The 22,130-nt window shown below is 54.5% G+C and carries 23 protein-coding genes and 1 pseudogene; 9 read left to right on the top strand and 15 right to left on the bottom strand.

Going from position 1 to position 22,130, the window contains the following annotated elements; genetic code table 11:
- Nucleotides 1–65 precede the first annotated feature (65 nt).
- The 4 genes from RHK62_RS08430 to RHK62_RS08415 all read left to right on the top strand — a co-directional run bounded on the left by RHK62_RS08430 (nucleotide 66) and on the right by RHK62_RS08415 (nucleotide 4,982).
- A complete protein-coding gene (locus RHK62_RS08430; protein WP_310453570.1) occupies nucleotides 66–1,148 on the top strand; it encodes a zinc-dependent dehydrogenase in 1,083 nt (360 codons plus the stop codon).
- On the top strand, nucleotides 1,118–1,420 hold the full coding sequence (locus RHK62_RS08425; RefSeq protein WP_302677924.1) for a DUF2499 domain-containing protein: 303 nt from the start codon (nucleotides 1,118–1,120) through the stop codon (nucleotides 1,418–1,420). The genes RHK62_RS08430 and RHK62_RS08425 overlap by 31 nt, the downstream gene beginning before the upstream one ends.
- Nucleotides 1,421–1,617: 197 nt before the next feature.
- On the top strand, nucleotides 1,618–3,495 hold the full coding sequence (locus tag RHK62_RS08420) for a sodium:proton antiporter (protein WP_302677923.1): 1,878 nt from the start codon (nucleotides 1,618–1,620) through the stop codon (nucleotides 3,493–3,495).
- A gap of 128 nt (nucleotides 3,496–3,623) precedes the next feature.
- The gene (locus RHK62_RS08415; RefSeq protein WP_310453569.1) at nucleotides 3,624–4,982 is read left to right on the top strand and encodes an S-layer homology domain-containing protein; all 1,359 of its coding nucleotides are present in this window, start codon (nucleotides 3,624–3,626) and stop codon (nucleotides 4,980–4,982) included.
- 3 nt (nucleotides 4,983–4,985) lie between these two features.
- Here RHK62_RS08415 and RHK62_RS08410 read toward each other — a convergent pair whose 3' ends face one another.
- From RHK62_RS08410 to RHK62_RS08400, 3 genes and pseudogenes are all read right to left on the bottom strand, one after another.
- Nucleotides 4,986–6,374 (bottom strand): NAD-dependent malic enzyme, encoded by a 1,389-nt coding sequence (locus RHK62_RS08410; RefSeq protein ID WP_206199578.1) that lies wholly within the window; start codon nucleotides 6,372–6,374, stop codon nucleotides 4,986–4,988.
- A 56-nt stretch (nucleotides 6,375–6,430) separates the two neighbouring features.
- Nucleotides 6,431–6,871: a hypothetical protein gene (locus RHK62_RS08405; protein WP_206199577.1), complete on the bottom strand. Its 441-nt coding sequence runs from the start codon at nucleotides 6,869–6,871 to the stop codon at nucleotides 6,431–6,433.
- Between the two features lie 412 nt (nucleotides 6,872–7,283).
- Nucleotides 7,284–7,508 (bottom strand): annotated as a pseudogene (locus RHK62_RS08400) (IS630 transposase-related protein); the annotation flags it as partial.
- 405 nt (nucleotides 7,509–7,913) lie between these two features.
- Here RHK62_RS08400 and RHK62_RS08395 point away from each other — a divergent pair.
- Entirely contained in the window at nucleotides 7,914–8,219 is a 306-nt protein-coding gene (locus RHK62_RS08395) for a hypothetical protein (protein WP_310453568.1), read from the top strand.
- Here the strand turns inward: RHK62_RS08395 and lepB are convergent.
- Nucleotides 8,216–8,785 carry a signal peptidase I gene (lepB, locus tag RHK62_RS08390; protein WP_302677908.1) on the bottom strand — a complete coding sequence of 190 codons (570 nt, stop codon included), beginning with the start codon at nucleotides 8,783–8,785 and terminating at the stop codon, nucleotides 8,216–8,218. The genes RHK62_RS08395 and lepB overlap by 4 nt on opposite strands.
- A 75-nt stretch (nucleotides 8,786–8,860) precedes the next feature.
- On the opposite strand from lepB, the gene RHK62_RS08385 reads away from it, so the two are divergent.
- Complete coding sequence (locus RHK62_RS08385) at nucleotides 8,861–9,253, top strand: DUF1823 family protein (protein WP_310453567.1); 393 nt, start codon at nucleotides 8,861–8,863, stop codon at nucleotides 9,251–9,253.
- Here the strand turns inward: RHK62_RS08385 and bioA are convergent.
- From bioA to RHK62_RS08330, 11 genes are all read right to left on the bottom strand, one after another.
- Nucleotides 9,229–10,554, bottom strand: a complete 1,326-nt coding sequence (bioA, locus tag RHK62_RS08380; protein WP_310453566.1) for an adenosylmethionine--8-amino-7-oxononanoate transaminase — start codon at nucleotides 10,552–10,554, stop codon at nucleotides 9,229–9,231. The two genes, RHK62_RS08385 and bioA, sit on opposite strands and share 25 nt — an antisense overlap.
- Nucleotides 10,532–10,798 (bottom strand): YlxR family protein, encoded by a 267-nt coding sequence (locus tag RHK62_RS08375; protein ID WP_149818242.1) that lies wholly within the window; start codon nucleotides 10,796–10,798, stop codon nucleotides 10,532–10,534. Before RHK62_RS08375 ends, bioA begins: the two co-directional genes overlap by 23 nt.
- Nucleotides 10,799–10,800: 2 nt before the next feature.
- Nucleotides 10,801–11,988 carry a transcription termination factor NusA gene (gene nusA / locus RHK62_RS08370; RefSeq protein WP_149818240.1) on the bottom strand — a complete coding sequence of 396 codons (1,188 nt, stop codon included), beginning with the start codon at nucleotides 11,986–11,988 and terminating at the stop codon, nucleotides 10,801–10,803.
- 40 nt (nucleotides 11,989–12,028) lie between these two features.
- Nucleotides 12,029–12,490 (bottom strand): ribosome maturation factor RimP, encoded by a 462-nt coding sequence (gene rimP, locus RHK62_RS08365; RefSeq protein ID WP_190278200.1) that lies wholly within the window; start codon nucleotides 12,488–12,490, stop codon nucleotides 12,029–12,031.
- Between the two features lie 215 nt (nucleotides 12,491–12,705).
- The gene (locus tag RHK62_RS08360; protein WP_206199571.1) at nucleotides 12,706–13,005 is read right to left on the bottom strand and encodes a hypothetical protein; all 300 of its coding nucleotides are present in this window, start codon (nucleotides 13,003–13,005) and stop codon (nucleotides 12,706–12,708) included.
- A 74-nt stretch (nucleotides 13,006–13,079) separates the two neighbouring features.
- On the bottom strand, nucleotides 13,080–14,333 hold the full coding sequence (gene arsJ / locus RHK62_RS08355) for an organoarsenical effux MFS transporter ArsJ (protein ID WP_206199570.1): 1,254 nt from the start codon (nucleotides 14,331–14,333) through the stop codon (nucleotides 13,080–13,082).
- A 10-nt stretch (nucleotides 14,334–14,343) separates the two neighbouring features.
- Nucleotides 14,344–15,354, bottom strand: a complete 1,011-nt coding sequence (locus RHK62_RS08350; RefSeq protein ID WP_206199569.1) for an ArsJ-associated glyceraldehyde-3-phosphate dehydrogenase — start codon at nucleotides 15,352–15,354, stop codon at nucleotides 14,344–14,346.
- Between the two features lie 87 nt (nucleotides 15,355–15,441).
- Nucleotides 15,442–16,053, bottom strand: coding sequence for a DUF4033 domain-containing protein (locus RHK62_RS08345; RefSeq protein ID WP_302677903.1), 612 nt, complete (start codon nucleotides 16,051–16,053; stop codon nucleotides 15,442–15,444).
- Entirely contained in the window at nucleotides 16,040–16,756 is a 717-nt protein-coding gene (locus RHK62_RS08340) for a hypothetical protein (RefSeq protein ID WP_310453565.1), read from the bottom strand. Before RHK62_RS08340 ends, RHK62_RS08345 begins: the two co-directional genes overlap by 14 nt.
- Nucleotides 16,757–16,830: 74 nt before the next feature.
- Nucleotides 16,831–18,147 carry a DNA methyltransferase gene (locus RHK62_RS08335; RefSeq protein ID WP_302676346.1) on the bottom strand — a complete coding sequence of 439 codons (1,317 nt, stop codon included), beginning with the start codon at nucleotides 18,145–18,147 and terminating at the stop codon, nucleotides 16,831–16,833.
- A 139-nt stretch (nucleotides 18,148–18,286) separates the two neighbouring features.
- Nucleotides 18,287–18,844, bottom strand: coding sequence for a hypothetical protein (locus RHK62_RS08330; RefSeq protein WP_310453564.1), 558 nt, complete (start codon nucleotides 18,842–18,844; stop codon nucleotides 18,287–18,289).
- 84 nt (nucleotides 18,845–18,928) lie between these two features.
- Between RHK62_RS08330 and RHK62_RS08325 the strand changes: the two genes are divergently transcribed.
- From RHK62_RS08325 to RHK62_RS08315, 3 genes are read left to right on the top strand one after another with little or no spacing between them, the layout of a single operon-like run.
- The gene (locus RHK62_RS08325) at nucleotides 18,929–19,984 is read left to right on the top strand and encodes a thiamine phosphate synthase (protein ID WP_286626605.1); all 1,056 of its coding nucleotides are present in this window, start codon (nucleotides 18,929–18,931) and stop codon (nucleotides 19,982–19,984) included.
- Nucleotides 19,981–21,171: a class I SAM-dependent methyltransferase gene (locus RHK62_RS08320; RefSeq protein WP_310453563.1), complete on the top strand. Its 1,191-nt coding sequence runs from the start codon at nucleotides 19,981–19,983 to the stop codon at nucleotides 21,169–21,171. The genes RHK62_RS08325 and RHK62_RS08320 overlap by 4 nt, the downstream gene beginning before the upstream one ends.
- Complete coding sequence (locus RHK62_RS08315) at nucleotides 21,168–22,109, top strand: folate-binding protein (protein ID WP_310453562.1); 942 nt, start codon at nucleotides 21,168–21,170, stop codon at nucleotides 22,107–22,109. The genes RHK62_RS08320 and RHK62_RS08315 overlap by 4 nt, the downstream gene beginning before the upstream one ends.
- The last annotated feature ends 21 nt before the right edge of the window (nucleotides 22,110–22,130 follow it).

Below are 22,130 nucleotides of genomic sequence, written 5' to 3'. Positions count from 1 at the left end.
CATCCAGACTTGCTCTCGGTGCAAGGGGCAATTATCTTAGGGGTGGCGAGTTTGCAAAGGTCTCAATGAAAGCCCAAGTGTTCCGAGGGGTGAACCAACTCAGCTACGAGGACATTCCCATCCCTGAGATTGCTGCCGATGAAGTCCTTGTGCGCGTTAAGGTCGTTGGCTTGTGCCAATCGGACATCAAAAAAATTCGCTATCCCCTCTATGAGCCGCCTCGTATTTTTGGCCATGAAACGGCGGGTGAAATTGCGGCGGTGGGTGAGGCCGTGACGGGTTGGCAGGTGGGTCAGCGGGTGGTGGTCATGCACCATATTCCCTGTATGCACTGCGCCTACTGCTTGAATGAAAACTATTCAATGTGCCATGTGTATAAAACCGTTACAACCACGGCGGGCTTTATTCCCAGTGGCGGTGGTTTTGCTGAGTATGTGAAAGTACCGGGGCACATTGTGCAGCATGGCGGTCTGATTCCCATTCCCGATCACATTAGTGATGAAGAAGCCAGCTTCGTTGAACCCACCAACTGTTGCCTCAAGGCGGTGAGGAAAGCAGGTGTTGCTCCCGGCCAAACGGTGCTGATCACTGGGGCAGGGCCTATTGGCCTAATGTTTATTATGTTGGTGAATCTCTTTGGGGCACGGGCGATCGCCACCGATTTACTGCCCTCGCGAATTGCCAAAGCCAAAGAAGTGGGCGCTGCTGCCGCCTTTGATGCCCGCGATCCCGATCTCAGTGCCAAGGTGCAAGCCCTGACCCATGGCTTGGGGGTGGATGTCAGTCTCTTGGCGGTTCCCAGTGAGAAGGCCTTTTTCCAAGCCCTAGAGTGTACTCGCAAGGGGGGCAAAATTCTCTTCTTTGCCGAGTTTCCCGATGAGGTGGAGATTCCCCTCAATCCCAACATTCTCTATCGCCGTGAGATTGATCTCATGGGCAGCTACAGTTCCTCCTACCGCTTACAGTCCTTAGCCTGCGACATTATCTTTAACCGCCGCATTGATGTCAAAGCCCTGATCAGCGATCGCTATCCCTTGGCCAAACTTGCCGAGGCGGTGGAACAGGCAGTACATCCCACGCCTGAGACTTACAAAATCCTCATCTATCCGGAGGCCGAATGCACGCCCTGTCAATTTCCACATGGATAGTGCACATTTCCAGTGTGCTGGAGTGGATGGCCGCCATTTGGTTTGTGGCACAACTGGATCGCCGCTGTCCGGAGCAGGGATGGCGGTGGTTGGCGTGGGCAATGCTACCAGCGTTGGTGAGTGCCATGTGTGCCTGTACGTGGCATTACTTCGATAATGCAGTGACACTGGCTTGGTTGGTGGATCTGCAAGCGCTGCTCACGTTCATTGGCAACTGTACCCTCTGTGGTGCAGCAGCATGGCTGTGGTGGCGATCGCAAAGCGCACTGTAGCTGCCCTCTTGAAGTAAAGCTTAACAAGATTGATTGAAATTGGCAGTGCTCAAGGACTTCCAGTATCCTGTAATCAGGTTCCCCCGCAATAGGGTGTGACAAATGCAACAGTCCAATACTGAACTTTGACGTAGAACAAGGAGGAACGCTTGCCCGTCAGTCTAGCCCTAAACGCCTAAACCTCTGTGGAGGCTGCGATGGAAAGTAGTGCCGAACTCACCGCCTTGTTCGTCATCACCGTTGTCCTAGGCATTGGTGCCCAAGTGACTGCCCATTGGCTACGGCTGCCGAGTATTGTCCTGTTGTTACTGGCGGGTATTCTTTCAGGGCCGAGCGGCTTGGGGCTAGTCCATCCGGAAGTTTTAGGCGAAGGCCTAGAGGTGTTAGTGCCCCTGTGTGTGGCCTTGATTCTCTTTGAGGGGGGCTTGAGCTTAGACCTGAGCCGCGCTGACCAAGATATTACGGGTAGCCTCTGGAAGTTAGTGACGCTGGGGGGACTGGTGACGTTTGTGGCTGGCGCCATGGCCGCCCATTGGATTGGCGAGTTTCCGTGGCAACTGGCCTTTCTCTATGCGTCTGTGGTGGTGGTGACCGGGCCTACGGTGGTAGGGCCGCTGCTGCGTCAGGTGGGTGTAGAGCACAAATTGGCGGTCATTCTCGAGGGAGAAGGCGTGCTCATTGACCCCATTGGTGCCATTTTGGCGGTGATGGTGCTGAACGTAGTTCTCAATCAAGACCTCGGCATGGGGGCGATCGCCCTCGGGATTATTCAACGCTTGGCGGTGGGGGTCTTGATTGGTGGTATTGGTGGCTGGTGTCTCAATCGCTTCCTGCACCGCGCTTGGTTTTTGGCGGAAGATTTGCGGAACCTGTTGGTGCTGGCAGCGCTGTGGGGGCTATTTTGGCTCTCGGATCAACTGGTGAGCGAATCCGGCTTGATGATGGCGGTGGTTCTGGGGCTGGTACTGCGTTGGTCGGATGTGCCGGGGGGGCGGGTACTGCGGCGTTTCAAGGGTCAACTGAGTACGCTCTCGATCTCGGTCTTGTTTGTCCTGCTGGCTGCGGATCTCTCGATCGCTGGTCTATTGGAGCTAGGTTGGTCGGGGGTGTTCACGGTGTTGTGCTTAATGTTCCTGATTCGTCCCCTCGGCGTTGTCCTATGTACGTGGGGCAGTGATCTCAGTTGGCAACAAAAAGCCTTCCTCAGTTGGATTGCGCCGCGGGGAATTGTTGCGGCTTCAGTGGCTTCGCTATTTTCGATTACCCTCACCAATGCGGGAATTAGTGGGGGGGATGCCATTAAAGGACAAGTGTTCCTGACGATTTTGATGACGGTTTTCGGCCAAGGCCTAACGGCGCGCTGGGTGGCAACCCAACTGAATGTGCGTGCCCAAGGGGCTTCAGGGGTGATGATTGCTGGCTGTACGCCCTTGGGTCGTTTGTTGGCGCGGATCTTGCGCGATCGCGGCGAAGAGGTGGTGATGATTGACACCGATCCTGAGGCCGTTGAACAAGCCCGCCGTGAACATCTGCCCGTCTATCTCAGTAGTGCCCTTGACCTGAATATTTTGCAGGAGGCTGGTATTACTCAATTGGGCACCTATCTGGCTGTGACTAGTAATACTGAGGTGAATGCGGTGCTGGCACAGCGCGTCCTCGAAGAATTTCATCCGCCACGGGTCTTGGCCGCCCTTGAGGTAGAGGATTGTCCCTTGGGGTTGAGTCCAGCCTTTACCCCACAACTGTCGATCAAAAAATGGAATCAATATATCAATACTGAGGCAGTTCGTCTAGGGGAACTGGTGATTGAGGAGGAGCGATCGCAATTGCAACGCCAGCACCTTGACGCCTTGATCCGCTCTGGGAAAGTGCTTCCCCTGCTTGTGGAACGGCCAGAGGGATTGCGGGTGGTGCGAGCCAATGAAGAGTGGCAAGTGGGCGATCGCCTGATTTACCTGCTCCACAGCCCCAAACCCCACACCCTACCGGCGGCCTTAATTTCGGGCTGGCAAATGAATACCCAAGTGGAATCGGTTCTTGTCCCCAGTGAAGCCCCTACCCCCAAGGGAACCTAATCTCCGGCACTGCGTCCATAGGCATCAGCAGAGTCAACGATTGACGTGTTTTCCCAATCAAAATTGCTGAGGGGAATCCAAAACCCTCTCAGATAACTTGAATACCCTCTTACTTGGAGAGATTTGCTATGCAGAGCCTCGCACAGCGCAGCTTGGCCGTTTTGAGCTGCGGTTTAATGAGTTCTGGTACCCTTGCCCTTCTAGCGGCTGTTCCGGTGCAAGCCCAATCCCGTTTTACCGATACCCAAGGCATTTGGGCACAGGCCTGTATTGACCACTTGGCCAGTCGCAACATTATCAGCGGCTATCCCGATGGCACCTTTCGCCCCTTTGCCCCCGTCACCCGTGCTGAATATGCAGCCATGCTGGGGAAGGCGTTTCCCAATGCGCCTGTGGTGCGTGCCCCCAGTATGTTTAACGATGTCCCCAGCACATTTTGGGCAGCGAGTGCGATTCAAAATGCCACCCGTACTGGCTTCTTGAGTGGCTACCCCGGCAATGTGTTTCAGCCCAATCAAAATATTCCGCGTGTTCAGGCGATCGTGGCTCTAGCCAGTGGCTTGCAATATCCCACACCGCCTTCTGTGGAGGGGGTCTTAGGCCAGTTCAATGATGCGGCAGCAATTCCCGCTTATGGACGTGCGGGTGTGGCCGCTGCCACCGCCAAACAAGTGGTGGTGAACTATCCCAATGTGCAGTTCTTTGCGCCGAATCAACTGGCCACCCGTGCCGATATTGCCGCATTCCTCTGTCAGGCGACCCGTGCCCCCGGTGCCCAAGCCCTTGTCCCGACGCAGTACATTGCGGGTGTGGCTACCACCTCGCCTATTGCGCTCCCAGCCGGTCAGCAAATTCCGGCTCGTTTCCCCGATGCAGAGCGGATTGTCCTTAGCCCCAATGAAAGTGTTGCGATCCGCTTGGTGACGGCTACCGATGTCCGCGATAGCCAAGGTCGTGTTGTGATTCCCGTGGGCAGTGAAATTTTTGGCCAGATCCAGCCCGCCCAAGGGGGGTCTCAATTTGTGGCCAATACGGTGGTGATCAATAATCGCCAACTCCCGATCGCTGCTAATTCCCAAGTAATTCGTACGATTCGCGATGCCCGTGATCCCAACATTGGCAATGTCTTCCGCAATGCGGCCATTGGTTCGGCGGTGGCTGCGGGGATTTCTGGCTTGGCGGGAGACCGCAGGATTACGCCCCTAAAAGTGCTCACGGGGACAGTGACGGGGGCAGCGATTGAAACCAACCAAGGACGGCCTGCCACCTCCATTATTCGCGATACGCTGATTGGTGCTGCTTTGGCCACGGGTGCTTCTGCAGTGATTGGCGATCGCAAGATTACGCCCGAAAAAGTGATTACCGGTGCAGCCGCCGGTGCCACCATTGGTGGTGCGATTGATCCAGCCGTGCAGCGACTAGTGGTGATTGATGCCAATACGGATTTGGGCTTGACCCTGACTCAACCCTTTACTGTCTCGCAATAGAGACTAGGCACGCGCTAACCCCAGCGATCGCGCGCAGTCCTCGACAGCCTTGGCCACTGCCGGTGCCACCCGTGGATCAAACACTGAGGGGATAATATAGGCTGAGTGCAGTTCCGAGGGACTGACCAAGGCCGCGATCGCTGCTGCTGCCGCGAGGAACATCTCCTCCGTCATGCGGGGTGCCCGACAGGCAAGGGTACCCTTAAACACCCCCGGAAAAGCGAGCACATTGTTGATTTGATTGGGATAGTCACTGCGGCCAGTGGCCACCACCGCCACATGGTCATAAATGAGTTCGGGTTGGATTTCCGGCACGGGATTGGCCATTGCAAAAACAATCGCTTTTGGAGCCATGCGCTGCACCATTTCCAATGTCAGGACGCCGGGGGCACTCAAGCCAATAAAGACATCGGCACCCTCTAGAGCATCAGCCAGCGTTCCTGTTTCAGCGACGGCAAATTCCTGCTGTGCTGGTGTTTGTGCTTTGTCTTTTGAGAGGATGCCTTGGCGGTTGCAGAGGGTTAGATGGTGGGCGCCGGCTTTGCGCAGGAGCTTGGCCACGGCGATGCCGGCTGCCCCCGCCCCGTTAATGACAATGCGCACCGTATCTAAGGATTTAGCCACTAGTTGCAGGGCATTTTTAAGGGCGGCAAGGGTGACAATGGCCGTGCCGTGCTGGTCATCGTGAAACACAGGGATATCCAATTCCGCTTGCAGACGGGCTTCGATTTCAAAGCAGCGGGGGGCGCTAATATCCTCTAGATTGATGCCACCAAAGACGGGGGCGATGCGCTTGACGGTGGCGACGATTTCATCCACCTCCTGTGTGCTCAAGCAGATGGGAAAGGCGTCCAGACCGGCAAATTCCTGAAAGAGCATGGCCTTGCCCTCCATCACCGGTAGAGCAGCCTCTGGGCCGATATTGCCTAATCCCAAGACTGCACTGCCATCACTGACAATGGCCACCGTATGGCTTTTGATCGTCAGTTTGTGCACCAATTGAGGATCGTCAGCGATCGCTTGGGATACCCGACCGACGCCCGGCGTATAGGCCATCGCCAGATCGTCGTATTCCTGAAGGGGATGCTTGCTTCTAACGGTGATTTTGCCCCCCTCATGGAGCCGAAAGGTGCGATCGCTCACCTCTAGCACCGTGGCTTGGGTGTCAGATTTCACAGCATTGACAATGGCCGCAGCATGATCGCGGCTGGCAGCCACCACCACCAGTTCCCGTAGGATTTTATTAGCGGTTTTCTCGATCAGGGTGATGGAACCCACTTGCCCCTGTTGCCCACCAATGATCTGGAGAACGGTTCCTAATTCCGTTGGATCTAAGGAAGTCTTCAATCGCAGCGTCAGACTATAGGCAGGCGTCGGGGTCAACTTAACCATTCAGACTTAACCAAAAGTTAACGGCAAAAGGTACCGTCTGATGATAGCACCTCTGCCTAGCTTCCGGTTTGGGTGGCAATGGGCAGCGGCTCAGCTTTGCAGGCAGCCAAAATGGCGCGATCGCTAGCACTAATACGACGCAAACTATAGAAACTGGGTAAATCAATTTCTGCTTGGTAGGGTTCCTCCTCATAGGTGGGTAGAACCGTCACCTGCAACTGGCGATCGCCCACGGTACCCCGAAAACAATCAAAGGAGGAATTGGGCATGTAAAACGCCCCATAGACCTTCTGATCTTTGACTTCAAAGACAATATAGCTATGACCCACCTGTTGGGGTTGGGGCGACTCGCCAAGGAGATACAGGCCATTGACCAATGGAGATTGATTTTGTCGTGCCAAGAGCGGTTGAGCGATCGCCAGCCCATTGGTGAACCCAAGGGTAACAACTCCCAATACAACTGAAAGTAACCAACCCAAACGTGCCAACGAAATCATTCTATTTCCCTACCTGAAACGCGAAGTGGCCTAAACCAGCGTTTTGAAGCGTCAACCGTAGCGAAGGGCGGTGTCGTTACGCTGATACTTCGATCCTGACAGGTGAATAGCCGTTTTTCGTTGGAACTATGCCAGTAGTGGCACAGGCACAAATTGACCCCTAAAGAGGATAGTCCTTGCTAGCGTTCCCATTTAGTCCACTGCCTTGAAGGGAAGGGAGTTTATACCATTATTTGCTGAGCAGTAGAAGATGGCAGATTGTTTGAGTTCGCTGGATGAACAGAGTTCAAGCGACAAGAAGCGATATCCTATACCAGCTCTTTGCAACCATGAAACCGATGCCCGACAGCAGGAACGCTTGCAGATGCTCTACTGGCTGAAGCAAGGACTTGTCCACAGCCGCCCACAAAGCTCACTCTCCATCAATTCGTTGGCCTCGCGCTGACCACCCATACTCACACTCCACTCGAGAGTCAAACCCCGTCTCTAAGGCCGCCCAATCCAGTTTCCAAGGACGACGGGGGACAACCGTGGGCGCTAAGTCCTCTCGCTTCAGCCAGCGATGGATAGTGGCGCGGCTCACCTGAAAGATTTGAGTTGCTTCACTAATTTTGCCACCTTGCTGGATGTAGGAGACAAATCGCTCTCGTCAGTCCAAGCTATAGCTCATATTCTTGAGTAACATTCATGACGCTTTGAGTATAGCCTATCCCTCTTGAAAATATCTCACTCTCTTTCGAAATGACTATATCTTCAAATTGAATTGGTATAAGACTCAATCATGAACTTTTGTACAGGATCGTAACTAGGTTTGGCTATAAAGACTACAATAGAAGTGTAGGGAAGGCGACTGAATCCCCTACAACTCTAAACAGCTCCTCACATTTTCTTATTACTTTTTTGCAGTTAATACCTTAGTATTCACTGTTCAAGACTCAAAGCCTCACGTTTCCAAAAGCGGGGGAAGGAATCTAAGGAACTGTTACGAGTGATTTCATCAATGACTTCTCGATAAAGAGAAGGCGGGGGAATTATGTTCAGCATGCAGTTTTGGCGGCAGTCTCTTGTCGCCACGATCGCCTTGAGTGTGTTAGCCGTGTTTTCTTGGACACCTTTGGCTCACAGCCAAACCCATAGCACGCTACAGGTGGGAGCGACGGTCATTAAAACCTGTCAAGTCAGCCGCCCTGCCCAACCGCCAAGCCTGCGCAATGGCAACTACAGTTTGCAGACTGATTGTCTCCAAGCAACGCAAACAACTCCTGTGGGACAAGTGGTACCGTTACCAGTTGAATGGGGACTGGTGGAGGATGCTAACCCCACACTGATGCGGCTAGTCACCTATTAGGCAGCCGGGGACGAAATTTTACCCGCATGGTTGAGGGGCCAATAGCAGGCGATCGCCCGACCAATGACATTCTCAAGGGGCAAAAATCCCCAGATATGGGAGTCATTGCTGTGGTTGCGGTTATCTCCCATAACAAAGAGCATATTCTCTGGCACTGTCACTGGGGAGAGCGTATAAACGGGTGGCTCAGCAATGTAGGGTTCTGCAAGGGGGCGATCGTTGACCCAAACTTGACCATCATGCACGGCAACCGTGTCCCCGGCGGTGGCAATCACTCGTTTAATGAGGGCTTGATCGGCGCGATAACCAAGGGCCTGCAAGAGGGGTGGGGTATAGAAGACAACAATATCCCCCGCTTGAGGCGATCGCTGGCGATAGGTGATCTTTTCCACCACAATGCGATCGCCTGGCCAAAGCGTTGGCTCCATAGACTCTGAGGGAATAAAGCGCGACTCCGCCACAAAAATACGAATCAGTAGCGTGATCAGCACAGCCACCCCAATCAGGAGGGCATTATTGCGTAGCGATCGCCAGCGGGAAGGGGAATTCGTTGCCGAAGCAGACATATAAGGGCAGATTTAGAGAAACCACCCTTTTTATGGTACCGGTTTCAGTAGACCGACTGATCACAAAGAGTGTGAATGGATAGCTCTGATTCGCCACTCCCCCCTCTCACAGAAGCCACGTTGTGGCAAATTCTCAATGATGAATTGGATGATGCTACGGTCAATCAGCTCCTGTGGCACTCCTTGGGCTATCGCTATGACGCCCACAGCCAAACTTGGCAGAGCGATCGCGTGCCTCCAGAATGGCGACAAGACTATCCCCAACCGCCAGACTTCATTGGCAGCCGCCCCGCCATCGTCAAGCTCACCCGCTCTATTCCCCCTGCCCACAAGCAACTTCTCAAGGAACAGTTGGGCTTTGCTGGCTATGAAATCAAGGAACTCAACCCCCGCCGTACGCGCCGTGCCACTGCGGTCAATTGGCTCCTGAGTTATATGGCCACTCAAGCAGAGACTGCGGTGAAATAACCTGCGGCCACCTCGATCGCCACTTGGCGGATGGCGCGATAGACTGCGGCCAGTTCTTGATCACTAATGCAGTAGGGGGGCAGGATATAGAGCGTATTGCCCAAAGGTCGCAGCAGCACACCTAACTCAATAAAGCGGCGGCGCAGTTGGGGCACAAGGTCACTAAAGTAGGAGGCCGCCGTCGCCAATTCCATGGCCGCGATCGTGCCACAGGTGCGAAATTGCTTGAGATTGCTGACATCGGCAAGATACTGCTGGTAACACTGCCAATGGCGCGCCTCTAGACCTTGGTAGGCTTCAGGTTTGGCAAGCAGCAATTGAAATGAAGCCACACTCGCGGCACAGGCCAAGGGATTGCCGGTATAGGAATGGCTGTGGAAAAAGGCGCGCGCCAGATCATCGGCATAAAAGGCTTGGTAAATGTCCTCAGTGGCCAATGTGACGGCAATGGGCAAGCAGCCTCCCGATAACCCCTTAGAGAGACAAAGGAGATCGGGTTGTGTCCCCGCTTTCTCACAGGCAAAGAGGGCACCTGTGCGGCCAAACCCCGTCATCACCTCGTCATAGACGACTAACACCCCATAGGCCTTGGCAATTGCAGAAAGGGCTTGCAAAAACGAGGGACGACACATGCGCATTCCCCCTGCCCCCTGTACGAGTGGCTCAATGAAGAGAGCGGCATAGGCATCGGGGTCTGCCTTCAGGGTATCCTCCAGTTGAGCGATCGCCTGTGCTTCCTTGGTCTCCACCTCTGGATCCCCCGCATAGGTTGCTGGGTAGGGCAGGATTGTTAAGGGGGGGAGCAGCGGTTGAAAGGGTTGCCACCACGGGGAACTTTGGCCGACAGTCATTGCCCCAAGGGTATCGCCATGGTACCCGCCGGTAAAGCCAATGAAGCGCGATCGCTGGGGTTGATCTCGCCGCTGCCAATACTGGTAGGCCATCTTCAGCGCCACTTCCACGGCGGTTGAGCCATTGTCGGAAAAAAAGACCCGTTGTAACCCCGCTGGCGTGTGGGCACACAGCAGTTGGGCAAGCTGCTCCGCTGGCTCATGGGTAAAGCCAGCAAAAATGACGTGCTCAAGGGTTTGTGCCTGCTCATAGAGCGCTTTAGCCAGCACAGGATGGCTGTGGCCATGGAGCGTCACCCACCAACTGGAAATGGCATCAATAATCTGACGGCCATCGCTCAGTTCAAGGCGAGCACCTTGGGCACGCACCACCTTCAGGGGCGGAGCCGCCGTTTTCATTTGTGTAAAGGGCTGCCAAATGGGGGAGTCAGTCATAGTTGCGATGGGCATCTAAGCGAGCAGCAAGGGTCGTAAAAATATCCTCGGGAATGGGACAGCGGAGCGATCGCGCCAAGCGTTTTTTTTGTTTGGCCACCTTGAGACACTCGGCAGTGGGACACAGATAGGCCGATCGCCCCATCCCCCGATCCAACTGCACCTTTTGATCGGGCCAGCAGCGCACGATTCGCCAAAACTCCGAGCGATCGGCCAAGCGGCCACAGGACACACAGCGGCGTTGGGGGACAGCCATCATCCCTAACTGGCAACTTGTTCTTCGAGGGCGGCCATGGCCAAGCGATCCTCCTCTTCATAGTTGTATTGGGAGCTATCGCGCACCTCAATTTTCCAGCCCGTTAGGCGAGTTGCCAAGCGCACATTTTGGCCTTCCTTACCAATGGCTTGGGAGACCTTATCCGGTGCCACAAGGACATGGGCAATGCGGGCTTCGGGGTTGATTAGCCGCACATCCTCTACCGGGGCGGGACTGAGGGAATTGGCAATATAGGTGGCTGGATCCGGCGACCAGCGGATCACATCAATTTTTTCCCCCCGCAGTTCATTCACCACTGCTTGAATGCGGGATCCCCGTGCCCCAATACAGGCACCCACCGGATCGACATCCCGCTCTAAGGTATCCACGGCAATTTTGGTGCGGGGGCCGACTTTATGATTCGGGGGATTGGCTTCGCGAGCAATGGCCACAATCCGCACCACTTCATCCTCAATTTCTGGCACCTCATTGGCAAAGAGATAGACCACCAAGCCAGCATCAGCACGGGAAACCTCCAATTGGGGGCCGCGCTGAGGTCCCTCTTTGACGCGCTTGAGATACACCTTGAATGTGGAGTTGGCGCGGTAGTTGTCGTTGGGAAGTTGTTCCCGTTTCGGCAGTTCGGCCTCCACTTCCGGTTGGCTAGCATCGCTGCGCACAGCCATAATCACCGATCGCCGCTCAAACCGCAGGACGCGCCCCATGAGTACGGTGCCCTCGAGGTCTTTGAATTCCTCTTGGACGAGGCGACGCTGTTGATCTCGCAATTTCTGCGCCAGCACTTGCTTGGTTTGCATGGCGGCCATGCGGCCAAATTCCTGATGGTCAGGGGTGACATCCAACAGCACCGTATCGCCGACACGGGCATCCTGCACCACCTCAATCACATCGGCAAGGGCAATTTCGCGATCGGGGTTCGCCACTGTTTCCGTAATCGTTTTGGTGGCCAAAACGCGGAAGCCCTCCTGCTCGGTGTCTAGTTCCACTTCAAAGTTGGCAAAGTGGTCTTCTTCAAAGTGACTATGATCCGGGCGCAGACTGCGGCGATAGCGTTCGTATCCCTTGAGCAGTGCTTCCTTGAGGGCTTGATGTACCGCGTGCTTGGGCAAATTCCGCTCTTGGCTGATTTCATTGATCATGGCCCGTAGGCCGGGTAAGCGATAGATGGTCATCGTCCGTTACAACCTCGTTCATTTAGTAGATCAACTGCTGCTAAGGCTCACTGCTGGGGGTGTACAGTTGGACACTGGCAATGAGTGAGCGGGGAATCGCCAGCGATCGCCCCCGTTGATTGAGATAGACATTCACCGCGTCACGGCGAATCAGGTTGCCCTCCCAAAGGGTTTTGCCCCGATGGGGTGCGGTGGTCGTGACCCGTACAGGAAAGCCACGAAAGGCATCAAAGTCGCGATCGCTACTCAAGTAATCCGACAGGCCCGGACTCGACACCTCGAGAACGTAGGCAAACTCCAACTCTGGCAGCCCATCCAAAGCCATCTCCAGTGCCCGACTCAGCCGTTCGCAATCCTCTAAGCTGGTGTCATTCTCAGGATGGCGCACCTCCACCCGTAAAATCGGGGGCGATTGATGGGTCAGCCACTGCACACTCACCAGATCAAGGTGTTCTTGGTCGGCAACCTGCTGGGCAAGGGTTTGCACCACAGGCAAAAGCATCTGTATCTGCATAGGAAATAAAAAAGGCGGGACATTGCCCACCACACCCAAACAATCTCAAAAAGTGACAGCCTCACTTCCCGAGGGGAAGGAGATTTTTGAACCGTTCAGGATAGAACGTTCATGGGTGCTGCCAATACACCACTCTTCCTGGCACTTAGTATAGCAGCTAACAGTGGGCGATCGCCACCCTGACCAACAGACCCGAGACGCTCCTAGCGATCGCTAAAATCACCATTCGTCAGTTCATCACCGTCGTAATCCTCTTCCCCCAGCTCCAAATCCTCCAAGACGGGATTCAAGAGCACTGCCATCTCCGCCTCATGGTGGGTGAGCCACTGACCTTGGGTGCGGAACCAGCGGGGCGGGTTAATGTAGCGAGCATAGTACCACGGGGGAGCAGTGGGCTGGCTAATTTCCGCCTGTACTCGAATTTTCTCACCCGCATAGTAGGCATCTTCGGGTTCCACTTCCAACCACACTTTTTGGCCGATGATTTCTTGGGGGAGCATCATAAGGGCAATTCCTCGGGGAACCTCACCATATCTCAATTTTATTCAGTTCTAACCCCTAGGGGAAAATGTTGCAGTTATTCACCATCCCCCACAACCAACGAGGGGTAGGGCTGCTGCCGTTTCGGATCCTCGAGCTTTAGGGAAATGAGTCCAGCACAGAGGACAAAGACCATCGAAACCCACAGACAGCCGACAATGCCCCAAATTTGATAGATGAGGCCAGAGAGAACCGTTCCCGCTAGTCGCCCGCCGGAATTGGCCATGTAGTAGAAGCCAACATTCAAGGCCACCTTTTCATCATCGGTGTAGGCCAGCACCAAGTAGGAGTGGACTGCCGAATTCATGGCAAAAATCAAGCCAAAAAGGAGCAAGCCGCCAATAATGACGGCATTGGGATTCCAGTGGCTCATCAAGCCCAAGGCAATGACTGCTGGCACAATCGTCAGTGTAAACGTCCAAAACTGAATAGTGGCGGCTTGGGGAGGGCGACCGCGATTGATGTATTTCAACAGCAGGGGTGCCGAGGACTGGACACCTCCATAGCCAATGACCCACAGGGCGAGAAAGCCCCCCACTTCATAAAATGACCAGTTGAGAACACTTTGGAGATAGACGGGCAAACCCACCACAAACCAGACATCCCGCGCCCCAAAGAGGAAAAAGCGAGCAGCAGAAAGAATATTGATCTCCTTGCTCTTGGAAAAGAGTTGGCGAAATTTGATTTTCTTTTTGATCTGCCCCATCCCCCGTGGCAATAACAAACCGCTGAACAGGATCAAGATAAGCGCGATCGCCATGATCCACAGAGACGCTCTATAGCCCGCCAATGTCAGCAACACACTGCCAACAAAGAAACCCACCCCCTTGAGGGCATTTTTAGAACCCGTCAGAATCGCCACCCACTTAAAGAGCTGTGACTCTGCCTCCTGGGGCACCACTAAGCGAATAGCGCTCTTAGAACTCATCTTTGTCAGGTCTTTGGCCACCCCCGACATCGCCTGTGCCGCCATCACATAGGGCACCGCAAACCACAAAGGCCATTCTGGCGTTAGGGGCGTGAGCATGATCAGCGAGATCACCTGTAAACCAATGCCCGCGTAGAGGGTGACATTCAGCCCTAAACGGGAACCAATCCAGCCACCGAGAAAGTTGGTGACAATGCCAAAAATTTCATAGAAGAGAAATAGGAAGGCAATTTGCAGCGGTGTGTAGCCAATCTGGTTAAAGTAGAGCAGCACTAGCATCCGCAGTGCGCCATCGGTAATCGTGAACCCCCAGTAGGCGAGGGTAACAATCATATAGTTGCGGACACTGGTGGACACAGCCATAGCAGACTCCTTAGGGCAACGTAGTGGCGACGTGACGAGCTAATTCGGCCATGCGATTGCTGTAGCCCCATTCGTTGTCGTACCATGCGAGAATTTTCACCTGCGTTTCATCCACAACCATTGTGGAGAGGGCATCGACAATGCTGGAACGGGGGTCGTTGCAATAGTCAATGGAAACAAGAGGGCGCTCCTCATAACCGAGAATTCCGTTGAGTTCCCCGGCGGCGGCAGCTTTAAGAGCTGCATTCACTTCGGCCACACTGGTGGGGCGGCTCACTTCAAAAACACAGTCGGTGAGCGACGCATTCAACAGGGGCACCCGTACCGCCAAGCCATTGAGTTTGCCTTGGAGTTCGGGATAAATCAGCCCAATAGCAGTGGCTGAACCCGTGGTTGTCGGCACAAGAGACATCAGACTAGAGCGGGCACGGCGCAAGTCCTTGTGGGGGGCATCCACCACTGTTTGCGTATTGGTGACATCGTGGATCGTGGTGATCAAGCCGTGGCGAATGCCAAGGGTTTCGTGAATGACCTTAACGACGGGGGCAAGGCAATTTGTCGTACAGGAGGCGGCGGTGAGCAAGTGGTGTTCTTGGGGATTGTAGAGATGGTCATTGACGCCCATGACAATGTTGAGGGCCTGTTCCTTGACGGGGGCAGCAACAATCACTTTTTTCACCCCAACTGCAAAGTAGGCCGCCAGTTGCTCAGCGGTACGGAATTTACCGGAGCATTCCAGAACAATCTCGACTCCTCGTTCTTGCCAAGGTACCTCTGCTGGGGTTTTTGCTTCCGAAAAGCTAATGATCTGATCGTTGATGGCGATCGCCCCCTCTTTGGCCTGAATGGCTTGGGGCCAGCGGCCATGCACCGAATCAAACTCTAGTAAATGGGCGGCAGCGGTTGTGCCTCCTTTAATCTCGTTAATGTGGCGAAACTCCAGTTCAGGCCAACCCCACGCGGCACGCAAAACCAAGCGACCAATGCGGCCAAAGCCATTAATGCCGATGCCAACGCCCATCGTTGCTGCTCCAGCGGGACATCCCTACGTTATTTCAAATAATCTTGAATTGTCAATCGCCAAAAATGATTCGCCAAGAGAATGGTCTTAAATGTGGGGGCAGGGGGTCTGACTCGGATCGTCCCAACAGTGGGGAATGGTTGGCTCAGGAATCGGCTGGGCAGGGGTACCAAAAACCATTTCGCAACTGTAGTCGCTAAAGTTGGGCGTCATCGTCAAGGGAATGCCAAATCGCTGCCGAAAGAATTGCTCCGTGGGCTTTTTGCACAGGTTCATGCACAGAGCCACGCATTGAGATTCAGCAAGATAGCGGCATTTTTGAATGCGCACGCCACTGTGTTGCCATTGGCGGGGTTGATTGGGGGGAATGACCTCGACCCAGTAGCGATCGCTGGCTCCCACTAACCAGCCCGTGAGGCGGGTGGCAAACCACGCATTCCACTCACAAACCCAGCGAGTCGGGCGAAAGAGTGTGCGTACCAAGGTGCTGATAAAGGGGGGAACTAACCGATCAAAGACGGTGGCCACGATAGCCTGCTGCTGCGCGGGCGATCGCCCCTGCTTCACTTGCCGTGTGATTTCAACAAAGCCAACGTAGTCGAATCGCTGTGGCTCAACCCCAATGACACTAGCAATCGCTCGAATCAACCGAGCCAAGCACCATCGCTCCAGCCAATTGAGGGACTCAGGCGGCATCATCAAGATGATCGAGCACCTCAAGGGCAGCACGGCGAACGATTGCATCCGTTTCCTGTCCCAGTAGCAGATATAGGGCTTCCTGCACTTGGCGACGCTCTGCCCCCTTAGAGATGCGAGCTAATTGGCGAATAGCCACTAGCCGATGCAGCGGTTGCGGATGGGTGAGGTCAGCAAACCATTGGAACACCTGTTGGGTCTGATGCTGCTGTTGCAGTTGCCCCATGAGCGTCCCAAGCAGGGCAATGACGGCCACTAAAAGGATGCCGAGGATCACAAGCGCCACCACGAGCCATGGATCTGCGGTGTGTTGACCCAAATGCAGAAGGGTATAGGTACCCAAACAGGCCAGCAAACCCCCGACCACCGTAAAGGCGAAGGGATGGTGTAGCCATTGAGACATCTGTTGGCGCAGGTCTTGCCATAGCGTCAACAGTCGGCGTTGCCAGCGACTGAGGAGAAAAATCGTACCCACGCCACTCAGGGTGGCCACCATCAGGGGGCCATCGGTTTGCCACAGGAGAAGACCTGCCCCCAATCCGCCGATGACCAGCAAAAGACGCTCAGACAGCAGATTAAACACAAAAGATTTCCAGCGCAGTCGTTGCGATCGCGTCGCGTGCCCTTTGGGCAATCGCCTTTGGCGCAGCGGAGTTGAGTGCCGTTGAAGTCGCGGCAATGACCATTTCGCCCAAGAGGTAACCATAGGGTGGGTGTACTGCCAGTTGATGCCTTATTTTACAGTAATTCTTAAGGTACAGCCCATCTGGACTGACTCGACTATCCTTTCCAGCGTAGGATCACCACTTCTTCGCGCAGTTGCTCCTTCGTGGCGCTGGCAAACCGTGTTCGGAAGAGATCTGTGCGCACAACCTCATAGCCAAGGGCTTGGGCAATGTCAGCCAATAACTGACCTGTGCGAATCATCACCCGCAAATAGGAGGCTTGATCACCCACGACGTAGGCCAATTGAGCATTGGGACGCAAGCGCGATCGCAGGGCAGCCAAGTGACGCGCCATGCCACCAAAATAGAGCTTTGTTACCCTGCTGTAGCGTCTCTCAAAGCCAGACGTTTTACCCAGCTCAATTCTGCGGCGTTCAATTTCAGCTGCTATCTCCTGAATTGCAGGATGGTTTTGAATCCACTGATCGTCGTCATCGGTTTTGTACACATTGCGCGTGTTGGAACGGATCAGACCCTTCTTGAAAGCTTGTAAATCCGCCTTGGTTTTGATAAAGCCCAAGACCACCGATTCGAGGCGGGTTGTTCTGGTGTAGTCCTTTTCATTGGGATACGGGGGTGAGGTGATCACCGCATCAACGGACTGCGGCGGCAATACTCGGTCAGGACATCTTGCATCCGCCAGATAGACGTGGGCAGGGGCATCATTTTGATTTTTGACCTGCCGCAAATCCTCCACCATTTCATCAATTTTGGCGAGCCAAGCACTAATCACTGGTGTATCAACTTTAGGCTTGCCAACACCCACTTCAGGGCCAAAGCGCAAATTACTCACGGCAAAAACCAGTATGTTGGCGATCGCCAGCAGTTGATGCCGATAGACCTGTTCTATTCTGTATTTCTCTAAGCAGTCAAGGAGTACCAAGACCTTGTGCAAGGGAATCGGGCTGATCGACCCCGTAAGGATGAGTTTATGTTGTTCTGGCGAGAGTTGGCGTAACGGTAGATCCGCAATATTCCCCTCAAAAGGCACCGAGTCCCCTATCCCTTGCTGCCGCAGGATGTCAAGGGCAAATTCTGCGATCTCACAGGAGTGACGGTAGAGTAAATCCGGATCAACATCCCAATCCGTCTTAACACACGTCGCAAAATGGGCAAATGGATTGGCTTCGGTACCCAATGAGGGGATTCCACGCAGCTTCGACTCAACCAGCGTTGTGCCTGTGCCGCAAAAAGGGTCGAGGATGACACTCTCTGCATTCAAGCCAAAGTCTTCTATGTAGTCCCTCACAAGATGGGGCGGATAAGAGAGCACAAACCGATACCAGTCATGAAAGGCGCGGTCTTGCTCATCTATCCTGTTGATATTGCTATTGTCTTTGGGAACGGTTGTATCCTCAGAATGTTTTAGCAACTCAACTCCTGTGGCGATTTGCTCCTAATCCTCTAAGTCTATGAAAAATTGATTGCTTGGGCAGGGGGTTCACTTCACTGCCGAAAAAGCGGGCACTCTTTAGGCCTCTTCGCGTCGTTCCTGAGCCAATTGAGGTTGTTTAGGGCAGACGTTGAATCTCAGCGCGGAAGCCATTGACCTCCATAAAGGCACGCATTTCGTTGGCATTGGCCTCGTTTTGGAAACTGCCCACTTGTAGGGCGCGGCGCTGGCCAAGGGTAATGGGTATCACTTCGGGAACGAGCGATCGCAGGCGTTCTTGATTGGCTAGATCATCCTCCCGCAAATCCAAAACAATGACTCGAAACCGCGTTCTGGGGGCTACGGGAGCGAGTGTTGCCAAGTTTGCATCAGAAATGTCTGGTGGGGGCGGCAATTGATTCATCGCGCGATCGCGACCCACAAATCCCATCGGAATCGGGTCACTAGGCACCGGCAATCGTTCGAGGGAGTTGTCAAGCTGCTGCGGCGGTGGGGTGGGAATTGGCGCCGTACTCACCTCTGGGGCAGGCACAGGAATCGGGATGACGGTATTGACCTCTGGCGGTGGCACGGGGATGGGAATCGGTTCTGCCGCCAATACGGGCGTCCCCCAACCCACTAGGATCAAACATAGGTGACTCAACCACGGCTGGGAGTGAATGCTGAAACGGCTCATCAAAAACTTCATTACGCTATCAACAATGCCGATGAACGGTGAACAGAACTGTGTTGATTCTTTTCTGTGGGGATCGGACGTGCTATGCAAAATTTAGCTCCCGGATTTGAGGGGCAACGCATCCGGCGGATTCTCGATGCCAACCTTGACCGTGCCCGCGAAGGTCTGCGGGTGATTGAGGAATGGTGCCGCTTTGGCCGCGAAGATGCTGCCCTGAGTGCAGAATGTAAAGATTTGCGCCAAACCCTTGGCCGCTACCATACCCCAGAGTTGCGGGCGGCACGACAAACGGATCAGGATCCGGGGACTGCTTTGCGTCATCCGCAGGAGCGCGATCGCCAGACCCTCAGCGAGGTGCTCACCGCTAACTTTGCCCGTGTCCAAGAAGCGCTACGAGTGATTGAGGAGTACGCGAAATTAACCGATACTGAGCTGAGTGACACCGCCAAAGCCCTCCGCTATCGCGTTTACATTCTCGAGCAAGCCCTGATCCTCAACCCGCGCCACGCTCGAGCGCAACGCCTGCAAGGGGCAAAGCTCTATCTGGTGACTGCCCCCAGCGATCGCCTGCTGGAAACCGTCGAAGCTGCTTTGAAGGGGGGACTGCCCCTTGTGCAATATCGCGACAAAACCAGTGATGATCACACCCGTCTAACCACGGCTCGCCAGTTACAAGCGCTCTGCCAACGCTACGGCGCCCTGTTTTTGGTCAACGATCGCGTGGATATTGCCGTGGGTGCCAATGCCGATGGTGTCCACCTCGGACAGACGGATATTCCCATGGAACTGGCTCGGCAAATTTTAGGGCGCGATCGCCTCGTGGGACGCTCGACCACCAATCCCCAAGAACTGGAGCGTGCCATTGCTGAAGGTGCCGATTATGTGGGTGTTGGGCCGATTTTTGCGACTCCTACCAAACCGGGTAAAGCGGCTGTGGGCTTTGACTATCTCCAATACGCCCGCAAACACGCCCCGATGCCGCAGTTTGCCATTGGCGGCATTGATCTCAGTAATATTGATGAGGTGGTCAAGGCCGGGGCGACTCAGGTGGCCGTTGTCCGCGCCATTATGGATGCGGCTGACCCAGAGGCAACCACCCGAGAATTATTACGACGCTTATCTCAAGGGGAACCATCATGACCTCGGCGGCTGAGATTACTGCTGCTGTGCGGCAACTGTACAATACCTATCCTTTTCCGCCGGAACCGCTCCTTGATGAGCCACCACCGGGGTACAACTGGCGCTGGTCTTGGCCGGCGGCCTATAGCTTTTGCACAGGACGCTATCCCTCCCAGTTGGACGTTGCCATTCTCGATGCTGGCTGTGGCACTGGTGTAGGAACGGAATATCTCGCCCATTTGAATCCGCAGGCAAAGATTACTGCGTTGGATCTCAGTGAGGGTGCTTTGGAGATTGCCCGCGAGCGCTGCCGGCGATCGGGCGCCACCAATGTCGAATTTCACCACCTGAGCCTAGAGGATGTGGCACAACTGGGGCAAAGGTTCCAGATGATTAACTGTGTGGGCGTGCTGCACCATCTGCCGGATCCGCAGCGGGGCATTCAAGCTCTCGCCGATGTTCTTGCTCCCGGCGGCATTTTGCACATCTTTGTTTATGGAGCCTACGGTCGCTGGGAAATTAAACTGATGCAGCAGGCCATTGCCTTACTTCAGGGGAGCGATCGCCACAACTATCGCGAGGGGGTGGCCATTGGACGGCAACTCTTTGCCGCATTGCCCCAGAACAATCGCCTGAAAAAGCGTGAGCAGGAGCGCTGGAGCCTCGAAAATCAGCGGGATGAATGCTTTGCCGACATGTACGTGCATCCCCAAGAAATTGACTACACGATCGCCAGCCTCTTTGACCTCATTGCTGCCTCTAGCCTAGAATTCGTCGGCTTTTCTAACCCTCAAGTTTGGCGGTTGGAGCGGCTATTGGGCAGCCAGCCAGAACTGTTGCACCGCGCACAGCACTTAGATCCGATCCAGCAATATCAACTCATTGAATGCCTTGACCCTGAGGCAATGACCCACTTTGAGTTCTTTTTGGCCAAGCCGCCGCTGCCCCGTCACGATTGGTCTGAGGATGCGGCTTTGCTGGTGGCTATTCCGTGGCGACACCCCTGCTTAGACGGTTGGCCGGGGGTCTGTGTCTTTAACTGTCACTATGATGTGATTCAGCTCAATCAGGCTGAGCAGCAATTCTTGGCGGCTGCGACGGGTCAAAAAAACGTGGCTGAGTTATTAGCTGAGCAACCGGGCTTCAATCTTGCAGGGGTGCGATCGCTCCTTGAGCGGGACTTGCTTCTCTTAGGAGTAAAAGAATGACGGATCTACTGGAAACAGTCTCTGCCAGTGGTGCAGTCTATGATTGCAGTCATTGGGGGCGCCTACGCCTCAGGGGGGGCGATCGCCTAAAGTTTTTGCACAATCAAAGCTCCAATAACTGTCTTGTCTTGCAACCCGGCCAAGGGGCAGATACGGTTTTTCTGACCTCGACGGCACGCACCCTTGATCTTGTCACCCTACTTGTTCATATGGAGTGGGTGGATCTACTGGTGTCACCGCAGCGCCGCGAGTTTCTCTTGAAATGGCTCGATAAGTACATCTTCTTTGGCGACGATGTGCAGGTGAGCGATCGCACTTCTGACAGTTACTGCTACCGAGTGTTCGGTGCCGTTTCGGATCAGATCGCTGACCAATTGGGTCTGCAACCGTTTTCCCAGCCCTACGCTCATGTGACTCTCACCTACGAAAACGCTCCCATAACCATTGCTGCCACCAGTGGCTTAGCGATTCCGGGCTTGACCCTTTGGAGCGATCGCCCCCTCACAGATCTCCTCAATGCCCATCTCCAACTGAATGATACCGACTGGGAACACCTACGCATCCGCCAAGGGCGACCCGCTGCCGACGCTGAACTCACCGAAGACTATAACCCCCTCGAAGCCCGACTGGGGCATACGATTTCTTTCAATAAGGGCTGCTACATTGGCCAAGAGACGATCGCCCGCCTCAACACCTACCAAGGGGTCAAACAACATCTCTGGGGACTGGAATTGAGTGCCGTTGTTTCCGCCCCAACTCCCCTACTTTTGGAAGGGGAAAAAGTGGGTCTGCTCACCAGTTGTACGCCCCTAAATGGGGGTGCCTTTGGTCTAGGCTATGTGCGCACCAAAGTGGGCGGTGCCGGGTTAACCTTGCACACCCCAGAGGGCATCATTGCTCAAGTGGTTGAGGTGCCCTTCTTAAGAACTGTTGCCTAAAAATACTCTCAACAGAGAATG

Origin of the sequence: Thermosynechococcus sp. HY213, from assembly GCF_031460975.1 — a bacterium.
GTDB lineage: Bacteria > Cyanobacteriota > Cyanobacteriia > Thermosynechococcales > Thermosynechococcaceae > Thermosynechococcus.
Note: the sequence above shows the minus strand (reverse complement) of the source record. Positions and strands in the feature narration are given on the sequence as shown.

Bases quoted from the DNA above. Each gene is read 5' to 3' on its own strand.
- RHK62_RS08430 (WP_310453570.1), top strand. From the start codon at position 66: ATGAAAGCCCAAGTGTTCCGAGGGGTGAACCAACTCAGCTACGAGGAC.
- RHK62_RS08425 (WP_302677924.1), top strand. From the start codon at position 1,118: ATGCACGCCCTGTCAATTTCCACATGGATAGTGCACATTTCCAGTGTG.
- RHK62_RS08420 (WP_302677923.1), top strand. From the start codon at position 1,618: ATGGAAAGTAGTGCCGAACTCACCGCCTTGTTCGTCATCACCGTTGTC.
- RHK62_RS08415 (WP_310453569.1), top strand. From the start codon at position 3,624: ATGCAGAGCCTCGCACAGCGCAGCTTGGCCGTTTTGAGCTGCGGTTTA.
- RHK62_RS08410 (WP_206199578.1), bottom strand. From the start codon at position 6,374: ATGGTTAAGTTGACCCCGACGCCTGCCTATAGTCTGACGCTGCGATTG.
- RHK62_RS08405 (WP_206199577.1), bottom strand. From the start codon at position 6,871: ATGATTTCGTTGGCACGTTTGGGTTGGTTACTTTCAGTTGTATTGGGA.
- RHK62_RS08395 (WP_310453568.1), top strand. From the start codon at position 7,914: ATGCAGTTTTGGCGGCAGTCTCTTGTCGCCACGATCGCCTTGAGTGTG.
- lepB (WP_302677908.1), bottom strand. From the start codon at position 8,785: ATGTCTGCTTCGGCAACGAATTCCCCTTCCCGCTGGCGATCGCTACGC.
- RHK62_RS08385 (WP_310453567.1), top strand. From the start codon at position 8,861: ATGGATAGCTCTGATTCGCCACTCCCCCCTCTCACAGAAGCCACGTTG.
- bioA (WP_310453566.1), bottom strand. From the start codon at position 10,554: ATGCCCATCGCAACTATGACTGACTCCCCCATTTGGCAGCCCTTTACA.
- RHK62_RS08375 (WP_149818242.1), bottom strand. From the start codon at position 10,798: ATGATGGCTGTCCCCCAACGCCGCTGTGTGTCCTGTGGCCGCTTGGCC.
- nusA (WP_149818240.1), bottom strand. From the start codon at position 11,988: ATGACCATCTATCGCTTACCCGGCCTACGGGCCATGATCAATGAAATC.
- rimP (WP_190278200.1), bottom strand. From the start codon at position 12,490: ATGCTTTTGCCTGTGGTGCAAACCCTTGCCCAGCAGGTTGCCGACCAA.
- RHK62_RS08360 (WP_206199571.1), bottom strand. From the start codon at position 13,005: ATGATGCTCCCCCAAGAAATCATCGGCCAAAAAGTGTGGTTGGAAGTG.
- arsJ (WP_206199570.1), bottom strand. From the start codon at position 14,333: ATGGCTGTGTCCACCAGTGTCCGCAACTATATGATTGTTACCCTCGCC.
- RHK62_RS08350 (WP_206199569.1), bottom strand. From the start codon at position 15,354: ATGGGCGTTGGCATCGGCATTAATGGCTTTGGCCGCATTGGTCGCTTG.
- RHK62_RS08345 (WP_302677903.1), bottom strand. From the start codon at position 16,053: ATGATGCCGCCTGAGTCCCTCAATTGGCTGGAGCGATGGTGCTTGGCT.
- RHK62_RS08340 (WP_310453565.1), bottom strand. From the start codon at position 16,756: ATGGTTACCTCTTGGGCGAAATGGTCATTGCCGCGACTTCAACGGCAC.
- RHK62_RS08330 (WP_310453564.1), bottom strand. From the start codon at position 18,844: ATGAGCCGTTTCAGCATTCACTCCCAGCCGTGGTTGAGTCACCTATGT.
- RHK62_RS08325 (WP_286626605.1), top strand. From the start codon at position 18,929: ATGCAAAATTTAGCTCCCGGATTTGAGGGGCAACGCATCCGGCGGATT.
- RHK62_RS08320 (WP_310453563.1), top strand. From the start codon at position 19,981: ATGACCTCGGCGGCTGAGATTACTGCTGCTGTGCGGCAACTGTACAAT.
- RHK62_RS08315 (WP_310453562.1), top strand. From the start codon at position 21,168: ATGACGGATCTACTGGAAACAGTCTCTGCCAGTGGTGCAGTCTATGAT.